The organism is Variovorax sp. GW821-FHT09A10, from assembly GCF_059418385.1.
Genome location: NZ_JBWKPT010000005.1, coordinates 277,597 through 288,571, shown reverse-complemented (window position 1 = coordinate 288,571; position 10,975 = coordinate 277,597). Strand labels below are relative to the sequence as shown.

Sequence of the window (10,975 nt, the reverse complement as noted above, 5' to 3'; positions counted from 1 at the left end):
CCGCCGAGAACGCCGCCCAGAAGGCCGCCGTCACCGCCGAGGACGCCACCGAGCAGGCCGTCGTCACCCAGCACGCCGCCGAGCAGGCCACCTTCGCTGCCGCCGAGAACGCCGCCCAGAAGGCCGCCGTCACCGCCGAGGACGCCACCGAGCAGGCCGTCGTCACCCAGCACGCCGTCGAGCAGACCGCCAGCGCCGCCGCCGGTCACGCCGCCGAGGACACCGCCCAGGAGGCCGTCGTCACCGAGGATGCCGCCGAGCAGGCCGCCAGCGTCACCGCCGGTCACGCCACCGAGGACTCCGCCCAGAAGGCCGTCGTCGCCCAGCACGCCGCCGAGCAGGCCGCCAGCGTCACCGCCGGTCACGCCACCGAGGACGCCGCCCAGGAGGCCGTCGTCACCCAACACGCCGTCGAGCAGACCGCCGGCACCACCGCCGGTCACGCCGCCGAGGACACCGCCCAGGAGGCCGTCGTCGCCGAGGATGCCGCCGAGCAAACCGCCGTCACCGCCGAGAACACCACCCAACAGGCCGCCGTCACCCAGCACGCCGCCGAGCAGACCGCCGTCACCGCCGAGGACGCCACCCAGCAGACCGTCGTCACCCAGCACACCGCCGAGCAGACCACCGTCGCCGCCGAGGACGCCGCCCAGCAGGCCGTCGTCACCCAGCACGCCACCGAGCAGGCCGCCGTCGCCGCCGAGCAAACCGCCCAGCAGACCGTCGTCGCCCAACACACCGCCGAGCAGGCCACCGTCGCCGCCGAGGACACCGCCCAGCAGGCCGTCGTCACCCAGCACGCCGCCGAGCAGACCACCGTCGCCGCCGAGGACGCCACCCAGGAGGCCGCCTTCACCCAGCACACCGCCGAGCAGACCGCCTTCACCGCCGAGGACGCCGCCCAGCAGGCCGCCGTCACCGCCGAGGACGCCGCCCAGCAGGCCGCCGTCACCGCCAAGGACACCGCCCAACAGGCCATCGCCACCGATCAGGTTGGCCACGCCGTCGGTCACGAAGTCGACCTGTGTGTCGACCGCGTTCAGCAGGCCGTTCGTCGCGCCGGCGCCGAGCAGCTGGTCGACCACCGGGCTGACCAGGCCGCCCACGCCGTCCGTCACCTGGTCCACCACGCCGTCGACCGGGTCGAGCACGTTGGGGTCGTTCGGCGTGAAGCTGGAACCAAGCACCGGGGCCAGCAGGCCGTCGACCGTGTCGGTCAGGCTGTCGGTCAGTTGCGAGACCGGGGCCAGCACGTCGCCCAGGCCGAGGTCGCCGAGCGCGCCGTTGTTCAGGCCGTTGACCAGGCCGGCCACCACGCTGTCGGCCGGGTCGAGCAGGGCCGCGCCGGTGCCAGGGGTGCCGCCACCGCCGATGCCGCCGAGCACGCCGCCCAGCAGACCGCCGATGAGGCCTTCTTCACCGAGCAGGCCGCCCACAGGGCCGTCATTGCCCAGGAGACCACCGACGATGCCGTCCGGTCCGAGCAGGCCGCCGGCGCCGTCGCCGCCGAGCAGGCCACCCAGCGGGCCGTTGTCGCCCAGCAGGCCGCCGAGCAGGCCGTCGTCACCGAGCAGGCCACCGATGGGGCCGGTGCCGCCGAGCAGACCGCCGACCAGGCCGTTGTCGCCGAGCACGCCGCCCAGCACGCCGTCCTCGCCGAGCAGGCCGCCGATGGGGCCGGCATCGCCGAGCAGGCCACCGAGCAGGCCGTCGTCACCCAGGAGGCCGCCCACCGGGCCGTCGGCGCCGAGCACGCCACCCAGCAGGCCGTCGTCGCTCAGCAGACCACCGAGCAGGCCATCGTCACCAAGCAGGCCGCCGAGGGGGCCGTCTTCACCGATGACACCACCGAGCAGGCCGCCCAGCAGGCCGTCGTCGCCGCCGAGCAGACCGCCCAGCGGGCTGTCGGCGAGCAGGCCGGAGATCGCGCCGTCCTGGCCGAGCAGGTTGTCGATGAGACCGCCCTGGCCGAGCAGTTCGCCGGTGAGGCCTTCCGAACCGGCCAGGCCGGCCAGCACGCCGTCGCCGCCGAGCAGGCCGCCCACGAGGCCGTCGTCACCCAGCAGGCCGCCCAGGGCGCTGTCGTCGCCGAGCAGACCGCCCAGCAGGCCGTCCGCGCCGAGCAGGCCGCCGGTGAGGTTGCCGAGGGCGCCGTCGCCGAGCAGGCCGCCGACCAGGCCGTCGTCGCCGAGCACGGTGTCCAGCAGGCCGCCGACGGCGCTGCCTTCACCGATGAGGCCACCCACGAGGCCGTCGGGTGCCAGCAGGCCGCCGACCAGGCCGTCTTCGGCCAGCAGGCCTTGCACGAGGCTGCCTTCGCCGATCACGTTCTGCAGCAGGCCGCCGAGTGCGCCGTCGTCGCCCAGCAGTTGATCGGTCACGCCGCCCAGGCCGAGGGCGTCGGTCAGGCCGCTGACGATGCCGTTGTCACCGATGAGGTTCTCGAGCCCGTTGTTGAGCGCGTCGGTCACGTAGTCGACCTGGTGGAGCAGGCCGCCGGTGATGGCACCGGCCGCGCCGGCACCCAACAGCGGATCGAGGATCGGGCTGAGCGTGCCGCCCAGCGGATTCGTGATGCTGCCCACGAGATCGTCCACCGGGTCGAGCTGGTTCGGGTTGTTGGCCTGGAACTCTTCGCCGAGCAGCGGTGCCAGCACGTCGTCGACGACGTCGGTCAGGTTGTCCACCACATCGGTCACCGGGGTCAGCGCGCCGCCGAGGCCGAGCGCGTCGTCCACGCCGTCGAGCACGCCACCCACGATGCCGTCGGCGGGGTCGAGCAGGTGGTCGGCGTCTGCGTCGGAATCCGAGTCGGAGTCACTGTCCGAATCGGAGTCGGAGTCCGAATCGCTGTCGGAGTCGCTGTCCGAGTCGGAGTCTGAATCGGAGTCGCTGTCCGAATCGGAGTCACTGTCGGAGTCGGAGTCCGAATCGGAGTCGCTGTCCGAGTCCGAGTCACTGTCGGAGTCCGAATCAGAGTCCGAATCGCTGTCGGAGTCGGAGTCACTGTCCGAGTCCGAGTCGCTGTCCGAATCGGAGTCAGAGTCCGAATCCGAGTCGCTGTCGGAGTCCGAATCCGAATCCGAATCCGAATCGGCATCCGAATCCGAATCCGAGTCGCTGTCCGAGTCCGAGTCCGAGTCCGAGTCCGAGTCCGAATCGGAGTCAGAGTCGCTGTCCGAATCCGAATCCGAATCCGAATCCGAATCCGAATCCGAATCCGAATCCGAATCAGCGTCCGCATCGGACTCACCGCCCGGGCCGCCCACGAACAGCGGGAAGCCGGTGGTGCCACCGTCGCCGCCGCCACCGCTGAGTGCGGCGCCCAGCGCCACGGCGCCCAGGGCGCCCAGTGCGAATTCACCGAGGCCGATGCCGCTGCCGGCCGCGGTCTTCTTGGTCACGGCCAGAGCAGCCGCATCGGCGTCGCTGTCCGGCGGGGTCACTTGCAGGTCGCCCGAGGCGACGTCCACATTCACTTGTTCGAGGCCACCGGGCAGCTTGGTCGAGCCGATGGTTGCATCGGTGCCGCCGGTGAAGACGCCGGCCAGCGGCGCCTTGTTGGAGGCCGATCCGGGGAACAGCACGTTGGCCTGGCCGCCGTCCGGCACGATCACGCGGTCGCCGGCCATCAGGGTCTGATTGCCGTCCACCGGAATGCGGACACCCTCGCGCATCACTGCAACGCCGGGCGTAGCATTGGACAATGTGCCCACGCTGGAAGACGCCACGGCCGCAGGCGCGGCGGAGGCGCCAGCGCTCGTGCCGGGCGCGCCTAGCGGCGTGACGGTGGCTTGGGCAAGAAGCACGGGCGCAGCGCCATTGGCGGAGAGCCCTTCGGTCGAAACGGTCGATGCTTGTGGAGCGGTCATGGCAGCCTCTGTGACAAAAGATGCATCTACAGGGGCAACTTGCGTGCCGCTTTTCTGCCGCTGTGCCAATGCCGCGCCGTCCGCGCTTCAAGTGATTGATTTACATGGGTATTTTTCTGAAAACCGCCGCACGCACCGACATCCGAAACAGGCCGTAAGGAGGCCATTTCGCGATTCGTTACGTTACGGCGTAACCCTTCGTACCCGGAACGCCGGACGTGTCCCGCGCACTTTCAACAGCCCCGGCGCTGCCCGTTTTTCTCTTCTCTTCTTCTCTCTTCTATATATGTTCAATCCCTCCCAGGAAGACGTGCGCCGCTTCTTCTGCGACGTGTACGCCAAGCACCGGCAGGGCCTGCCGATGGAGCCGCTGGAGACCATCGCGGCCGGCTGGATCGACGCGCACCCCGAGTACCACGAGGACCTGATCGACGCCGACGCGGCCGTGGCCCGGGTCTACGACGGATCGAACGGCCGCGAGAACCCGTTCCTGCATCTGTCGATGCACCTGTCGATCAGCGAGCAGTGCTCCATCGACCAGCCGCGCGGCATCCGCCAGGCCGTCGAGCTGCTGGCCGCGCGCCGCGGCTCGCTGCTGCATGCGCACCACGAGGCGATGGATTGCCTGGGCCAGATGATGTGGGAGAGCCAGCGCGCCGGGCGCCCGCCCGATGGCGATGGCTACGTGGCCTGCGTGCAGCGCCGCGCCACGAAGGACTGACGAACCCTCAGCCGGTCGCGCGCGACGTTCCTTTGCGCGCCGGCAACGCGCCCTGCGCCTTCGCAGCCTCGCGCAGCAGTCCCGCCATCGCGCCGCGCAACGGCGACGGCTCGGCCTCGCTGCGTTGCAGGAGGCCGACCGGCTCCTCGGTGCCGGCGGTATCGATCGGCAGCCGCACCAGGCGGCCGTCGGCCAGCTCGCTGCGCGCGGCGCCCAGCGGCGTGATCCACACCGCGTCCGACACCCCCACCAGCGCGCGCGCCACCGCCACGTCGAGCGTCTGCAGGGCATTGCGCGGCAGCGCGAGGCCTCGCGCCGACAGGAAGCTCTCGGTGTTGTGGCGCGGGGCCGTGCCCTCGCCGTACACCACCAGCGGATAGTCGAGCACTGCCTGCACGGGCGCCGGCTTGAGCGCAAGCGGATGGCCGGCGCGCACGGCGAACACCAGCGGCTCGGTGTGCAGCAGCTCGAAGCTCAGGCCCCCCATCAGGCGCGGGTCGCTCATGCGGCCCACCACGAGGTCGAGTTCGCCGGCGCGCAGCTCGTCGAGCAGCACGGCGTTGGCCGCGCTCTTCACCAGGATCTGCACCGCCGGCCAGCCCTCGCGCAGCCGCGCCAGCGCCACCGGCAGCAGCGCGGGCGCCACGCTGGGCAAGGCGCCGATGCGCAGGCGCTCGATGCGCCCGCCCGCGGCCGGCGCCACGGCCTGGGCGCTGGCGTCCATCGCTTCGAGCACGCGCAAGGCGTGGGCCAGCAGCTGTTCGCCGGCCGGTGTGAGGCCCTGCACGCCACGGCGGCCGGCCTGGCTGCGTTCCACCAGGCGGGTGCCGACCACGGCCTCGAGCTCCGACAGCGTCTTCGACACCGCCGGCTGACTCAGCGCCAGCCGCTCGGCCGCGCGCGCCAGGTGGCGCTCCTGCGCGACCGCGACAAAGGCGCGCAGGTGCCTCAACTGCACGTTGCGCACGAAATCCTGGCGAAGCTCGGCGGGAGACTTTTTCAATTCCTTTTGGTTATTGAAACTGGAACAATCTTCAATTTACATCATTGATCGCGACTTCTACAGTGCGGGCTTCGGATTCGTCCCACGACAGGAGACAACGTACATGACCAAGACCAGCGGCGTTCAGCCCACCCTCACCCCGCGCGACTGGGCGGCCCATCCCAGCTACATCTATCCCGGCTACAAGTCGACCGGCAAGCGCGGCCCGCAGAAGCCGCTCATTCCGCTGAAGGCCTCGCTCGGCGAGCTGCAGCAGCCGGTGTACGGCCACGACAGCATCGGCGAGTTCGACCACGACCTCACGCGCAACGCGCGCGTCAACGGCGAGCCGCTGGGCGAACGCATGATCCTCACGGGCCAGGTGCTCGACGAGCGCCGCCGCCCGGTGGCCAACACGCTGGTCGAGCTGTGGCAGGCCAACGCCTCGGGCCGCTACGTGCACAAGGTCGACCAGCACGACGCCCCGCTGGACCCCAACTTCCTGGGCGCAGGCCGCTGCCTGACCGACAGCGAGGGCCGCTACCGCTTCCTCACCATCAAGCCCGGCGCCTACCCCTGGGGCAACCACCCGAACGCCTGGCGCCCGCAGCACATCCACCTGTCGCTGTTCGGCCAGAGCTTCGCCAGCCGCCTCGTGACGCAGATGTACTTCCCCGGCGACCCGCTGCTGCAGTACGACCCGATGGTCACCGGCACGCCCGAGCGCTACCGCAACCGCCTGATTGCCGACTTCAGCCTCGACATCACCGAGGAAGGCTACGCCCTGGGCTACCAGTTCGACATGGTGCTGCGCGGCGCCGATGAAACGCCGTTCGAGAACCGCTGAAAGGAATTCCCCATGCCATTGATGACCGCACAGGAAGCCGACTTCGGCCAGACCCCCTCGCAGACCGTGGGCCCCTACTTCGCCTATGGCCTCACCGCCACGCAGTACGGCTACAACTTCAACCAGCCCTTTGACGCCGTGCTGGCGCTGGACACCGCCAGCGGCCAGCGCATCCGCCTCGAAGGCCGCGTGATCGACGGTGACGGCAACCCGATCAACGACGCGCTGGTCGAGATCAGCCAACCCGACGGCGAAGGCCGCTACCCGCAGACGCCCGACCAGGCGCGCGCCCTGGGCTTTCGCGCCTTCGGCCGCGTGGGCACGGGCACCGACGCGCAGAACCGCTTCGTGTTCCACACCGTCAAGCCCGGCGCCGAAACGCCCGGCGAAGCCCCGCACATCAACGTGATCGTGCTGATGCGCGGCCTGTTGCTGCACGCCTTCACGCGCGTGTACTTCAGCGACGAGGCCGACGCCAACGCGAAGGATGCGGTGCTGCAGAGCGTGCCGGCCGAGCGCCGTCACACGCTGATCGCCGAGCGCGTGGAACAAGGCGGTGCGGTGACGTACCGCTTCGACATCCGCATGCAGGGTGCGGACGAGACGGCCTTCTTCGACGTCTGACCCCCGGGAAAATCCGGACGAAAAAAAGCCCGCATCAGCGGGCTTTTTCTTTGGGGCAGCGGGTCAGTGCCCGTCTTGCTTGGTCTTTTTACTGAGGCGCGTGATGCAGGCGCGACTCCGGCACGATCTTCAGTTCGCCAGGCAGCGAGCTGATGTAGGTGGCCAGCGTCTTCAGCTCGGCGTTGGTGAACTTCTTGGGTTCGACCTGCGCGGCCATCACGGCGTTCGAACGGCCCAGGTGGGGGTTGTTCTTCACGCGGTACGACTTCAGTGCCACGAACAGGTAGTCGGCGTGCTGGCCGGCCAGCTTGGGCACGGTGCCGTCGTTCGGCGTGTTGAAGTTGGCGCCGTGGCACTTGGTGCAGCTGTTGTCCTTGTCGCGCGCGATGAGCGCCTGGACGTTCTCGGACGCGGCCTTGGCCGGTGCGGCCGGCGGTGCGTCGCCCTCCTTCACGCCCAGCTGGCTGTAGTAGGCCGCGAGGTCGGCGATGTCCTGTTCGGTGAGGCTGTCGGCGATGGCGCGCATCGTCGGGTGCTTGCGGTCACCGCCCTTGTACGCGGTGAGCGCGGACGAGATGTAGGTGGCGCTCTGGCCCGCGATCATCGGGACCTTGTGGATCTCGGGGAAGCTCGCCTGGTAGCCGATGATGCCGTGGCAGCCCACGCACATCTGGACCTTCTTGGCGCCGTCCTGGGCCTTGCCAGTGACTTGCTGGGCTTGTGCCGAGAGCGTCACGCAAGCGACAGCAAGGGCAAACATCGTGGTCAACAACTTGTTCATTTTGCGCGCACAATCTCGTGGAGATACAGTTTTTCGAATCAACATTCGATTATATGCAAGGGTCCCACGGGAACCTCGCGCGAGCTGCACAAGAGGCTGCGCAATGCAGTTCGAGTGTGTTCTTTTCTCCACCCTGCCTCCGCTCCACTCATGAAATTCAAGGGCTCAGACAACTACGTCGCCACTCAGGACCTGATGCTGGCGGTCAATGCGGCCATCACACTCCAGCGCCCCCTGCTCGTCAAGGGCGAGCCCGGCACCGGCAAGACCATGCTGGCCGAGGAAGTGGCGCAAGCGCTCGACATGCCGCTGCTGCAGTGGCACATCAAGTCGACCACCAAGGCGCAACAGGGCCTGTATGAATACGATGCCGTGAGCCGCCTGCGCGACTCGCAACTCGCCGACGTGGACGGCGGCCAGCGCGTCAAGGACATCCAGAACTACATCATCAAGGGCGTGCTCTGGCAGGCCTTCACGGCCGACCAGCCGGTCGCGCTGCTGATCGACGAGATCGACAAGGCCGACATCGAATTCCCGAACGACCTGCTGCGCGAAATCGACCGCATGGAGTTCTACTGCTACGAGACGCGCGAACTCATCCGCGCCAAGCACCGTCCGCTGGTGTTCATCACCTCGAACAACGAGAAGGAACTGCCCGACGCCTTCCTGCGCCGCTGCTTCTTCCACTACATCAAGTTCCCCGATGCCGAGACGATGAAGCACATCGTCGCCGTGCACTTCCCGAACCTGAAGCAGGAGCTGCTCACGTCGGCGATGAAGACCTTCTACGACGTGCGCAACCTGCCCGGCCTGAAGAAGAAGCCCTCGACCTCCGAGCTGCTCGACTGGCTCAAGCTGCTCGTGGCCGAAGACATTCCGCTCGAAGCCCTGCAGAGCAAGGACGACAAGGTCGCCGTGCCGCCGCTGGTGGGCGCGCTGCTCAAGAACGAGCAGGACGTGACCCTGTTCGAGAAGCTCGTCTTCATGCAACGCAACAACCGCTAGGCCATGAGCCGGCAACCGCATTCCACCAGACAGCTGATGAAGCTGGGCATCGCCCAGGCGGTGCTGTTCGTGGTGGGCGCGCTGATCGGACGCGGGATCGGGCTCTTGCTCGGGCTCGACGCCTTCAGCACCGACAGCAAGTACGGCACACGCGAGATCGTCGGCATTGCGCTGATCGGCCTGGGCGGCGGCGCCGGTGCACAGGCCGCGCGTGCGTGGTACGTGCACAAGTACGGCGACCCGCGCGCCTGAGCCCCAGATCCACCGAGACCTGCACGGAGACACGGAGAGTTTGCACATGGCGTTCGTCGAACCCGTCACGCTGAAGGCCCGCGGCCTCGCGCTGGTGCCGCTGGCACTCACCCACGAAGACGGCCTGCGCGCCGCGGCCGCCGACGGCGAGCTGTGGAAGCTGCGCGTCACCTCCGTGCCCGAGCCGCAGGACACGCGCGCCTACATCGAGACCGCGCTGAAGACGGCCGACCGCTTCGCCTTCGCCGTGACCGACGAAGCCAGCGGCACCGTGCTGGGCAGCACCAGCTTTCACGACATCCTGCCGGGCGTGAAGCGCGTCGAAATCGGCTACACCTGGTACGCCGAGCGCTGCCAGCGCACCCACGTCAACACCACCTGCAAGCTGCTGATGCTCACGCACGCGTTCGACACGCTGGGCTGCAACGTGGTGGGCTGGCGCACCGACAACTTCAACTTCGCCTCGCAGCGCGCCATCGAGCGCCTGGGCGCGAAGAAAGACGGCGTGATCCGCGGCCACGTGATGCGCCGCGACGGCACCATCCGCGACACCGTCATGTACAGCCTGCGCGCGGGCGAATGGCCCGAGGTGAAGGCCCAGCTGCAGTACCTGCTCGACAAGCCGCGCGGCTGAACGAAACACAAGGGGCGCTCCATGCTCATCGACTTCTTCTACACCCTGCGTTCCGCCAAGCTGCCGGTGTCGGTCAAGGAATACCTCACGCTGCTCGAGGCGCTCAAGTCCGACGTGGTGGGCCCGAACTCCGACGGCGCCTACGGCATCGACGACTTCTACTACCTCTCGCGCACCGCGCTCGTGAAGGACGAGAAGCACTACGACAAGTTCGACCGTGCCTTCGCCGCCTACTTCAAGGGCGTCGAGATGCTCACCGACTTCACCAAGGAAGTGCCGCTCGACTGGCTCAAGAAGACGCTGGAGCGCGAGTTCACCGCCGAAGAGAAAGCCAAGATCGAGAAGATGGGCTGGGACGAGCTCATGGAGACGCTCAAGAAGCGCTTCGAAGAGCAGAAGGAACGCCACGAAGGCGGCAGCAAGTGGATCGGCACCGGCGGCACCTCGCCCTTCGGCAACGGCGGCTACAACCCGCAGGGCATCCGCATCGGCGGCGCAGGCAAGAACCGCAGTGCCGTGAAGGTGTGGGACCAGCGCGCCTACAAGGACTACGACGACACGCAGGAGCTGGGCACGCGCAACATCAAGGTGGCGCTGCGGCGCCTGCGCAAGTTCGCGCGCGAGGGCCACGTGGAAGAGCTGGACCTGGACAACACCATCCACTCGACCGCCGCCAACGCCGGCTACCTCGACATCAAGATGCGGCCCGAGCGCCACAACAACGTCAAGGTGCTGCTGCTGATGGACGTGGGCGGCACGATGGACGAGCACATCCAGCGCGTCGAAGAACTGTTCTCGGCCGTGAAGACCGAGTTCAAGCACCTGGAGTTCTACTACTTCCACAACTGCGTCTACGACTTCATGTGGAAGAACAACAAGCGCCGCTTCTCCGAGAAGTTCGCGACCTGGGACATCCTGCGCAAGTACAACAAAGACTACAAGCTGATCTTCGTGGGCGACGCCACGATGAGTCCTTACGAAATCTTGCAACCTGGCGGCAGCGTCGAATACAACAACGAAGAGGCCGGCGCCGAGTGGATCCAGCGCCTCACGCACACCTTCCCCAAGTTCGCCTGGATCAACCCCGAGCCCCAGGGCGTGTGGCAGTACCGCCAGAGCATCGCGGTGATGCAGCAGCTCATGTCCAACCGCATGTACCCGCTCACCTTGCGCGGCCTCGAAGAGGCAATGCGCATGCTGTCCAAGTAACCCGCGGCCCCGCACAAGTGGGGGGCACCGCCCGCACGGGTGCTGTCA

10 protein-coding genes are annotated in these 10,975 nt (G+C 68.1%); 7 read left to right on the top strand and 3 right to left on the bottom strand.

Features of this window, described 5'->3' with window-relative positions; genetic code table 11:
- Positions 1-3,872, bottom strand: a 3,872-nt coding sequence (locus tag AC07Q9_RS20990; protein WP_495311688.1) for a hypothetical protein, incomplete at its 3' end; no start/stop codon positions are given.
- Positions 3,873-4,158: 286 nt separating this feature from the next.
- On the opposite strand from AC07Q9_RS20990, the gene AC07Q9_RS20985 reads away from it, so the two are divergent.
- Positions 4,159-4,593, top strand: a complete 435-nt coding sequence (locus tag AC07Q9_RS20985) for a DUF1841 family protein (protein ID WP_495311687.1) — start codon at positions 4,159-4,161, stop codon at positions 4,591-4,593.
- A 7-nt stretch (positions 4,594-4,600) separates the two neighbouring features.
- Here the strand turns inward: AC07Q9_RS20985 and AC07Q9_RS20980 are convergent, their stop codons facing one another.
- The gene (locus AC07Q9_RS20980) at positions 4,601-5,596 is read right to left on the bottom strand and encodes a LysR substrate-binding domain-containing protein (RefSeq protein WP_495311686.1); all 996 of its coding nucleotides are present in this window, start codon (positions 5,594-5,596) and stop codon (positions 4,601-4,603) included.
- A 103-nt stretch (positions 5,597-5,699) separates the two neighbouring features.
- Between AC07Q9_RS20980 and pcaH the strand changes: the two genes are divergently transcribed.
- Both pcaH and pcaG read left to right on the top strand, forming a co-directional pair.
- Positions 5,700-6,422 carry a protocatechuate 3,4-dioxygenase subunit beta gene (gene pcaH, locus AC07Q9_RS20975; protein ID WP_495311685.1) on the top strand — a complete coding sequence of 241 codons (723 nt, stop codon included), beginning with the start codon at positions 5,700-5,702 and terminating at the stop codon, positions 6,420-6,422.
- A 12-nt stretch (positions 6,423-6,434) separates the two neighbouring features.
- Positions 6,435-7,046 (top strand): protocatechuate 3,4-dioxygenase subunit alpha, encoded by a 612-nt coding sequence (pcaG, locus tag AC07Q9_RS20970; protein WP_495311684.1) that lies wholly within the window; start codon positions 6,435-6,437, stop codon positions 7,044-7,046.
- A gap of 88 nt (positions 7,047-7,134) precedes the next feature.
- Here pcaG and AC07Q9_RS20965 read toward each other — a convergent pair whose 3' ends face one another.
- Complete coding sequence (locus tag AC07Q9_RS20965; protein ID WP_495311683.1) at positions 7,135-7,827, bottom strand: c-type cytochrome; 693 nt, start codon at positions 7,825-7,827, stop codon at positions 7,135-7,137.
- A gap of 150 nt (positions 7,828-7,977) precedes the next feature.
- On the opposite strand from AC07Q9_RS20965, the gene AC07Q9_RS20960 reads away from it, so the two are divergent.
- The 4 genes from AC07Q9_RS20960 to AC07Q9_RS20945 are packed head-to-tail and all read left to right on the top strand — an operon-like array spanning position 7,978 to position 10,927.
- A complete protein-coding gene (locus tag AC07Q9_RS20960) occupies positions 7,978-8,832 on the top strand; it encodes an AAA family ATPase (protein ID WP_056577821.1) in 855 nt (284 codons plus the stop codon).
- A 36-nt stretch (positions 8,833-8,868) separates the two neighbouring features.
- Positions 8,869-9,084 carry a hypothetical protein gene (locus AC07Q9_RS20955; RefSeq protein ID WP_495311682.1) on the top strand — a complete coding sequence of 72 codons (216 nt, stop codon included), beginning with the start codon at positions 8,869-8,871 and terminating at the stop codon, positions 9,082-9,084.
- A 46-nt stretch (positions 9,085-9,130) separates the two neighbouring features.
- The gene (locus AC07Q9_RS20950) at positions 9,131-9,718 is read left to right on the top strand and encodes a GNAT family N-acetyltransferase (protein ID WP_369645173.1); all 588 of its coding nucleotides are present in this window, start codon (positions 9,131-9,133) and stop codon (positions 9,716-9,718) included.
- Between the two features lie 21 nt (positions 9,719-9,739).
- Positions 9,740-10,927 (top strand): vWA domain-containing protein, encoded by a 1,188-nt coding sequence (locus AC07Q9_RS20945; protein ID WP_489061630.1) that lies wholly within the window; start codon positions 9,740-9,742, stop codon positions 10,925-10,927.
- Positions 10,928-10,975: the final 48 nt, after the last annotated feature.

What these genes read in the sequence shown, in the direction of transcription:
- AC07Q9_RS20985 (WP_495311687.1), top strand. Translation starts at nt 4,159, where the DNA reads ATGTTCAATCCCTCCCAGGAAGACGTGCGCCGCTTCTTCTGCGACGTG.
- pcaH (WP_495311685.1), top strand. Translation starts at nt 5,700, where the DNA reads ATGACCAAGACCAGCGGCGTTCAGCCCACCCTCACCCCGCGCGACTGG.
- pcaG (WP_495311684.1), top strand. Translation starts at nt 6,435, where the DNA reads ATGCCATTGATGACCGCACAGGAAGCCGACTTCGGCCAGACCCCCTCG.
- AC07Q9_RS20965 (WP_495311683.1), bottom strand. Translation starts at nt 7,827, where the DNA reads ATGAACAAGTTGTTGACCACGATGTTTGCCCTTGCTGTCGCTTGCGTG.
- AC07Q9_RS20960 (WP_056577821.1), top strand. Translation starts at nt 7,978, where the DNA reads ATGAAATTCAAGGGCTCAGACAACTACGTCGCCACTCAGGACCTGATG.
- AC07Q9_RS20955 (WP_495311682.1), top strand. Translation starts at nt 8,869, where the DNA reads ATGAAGCTGGGCATCGCCCAGGCGGTGCTGTTCGTGGTGGGCGCGCTG.
- AC07Q9_RS20950 (WP_369645173.1), top strand. Translation starts at nt 9,131, where the DNA reads ATGGCGTTCGTCGAACCCGTCACGCTGAAGGCCCGCGGCCTCGCGCTG.
- AC07Q9_RS20945 (WP_489061630.1), top strand. Translation starts at nt 9,740, where the DNA reads ATGCTCATCGACTTCTTCTACACCCTGCGTTCCGCCAAGCTGCCGGTG.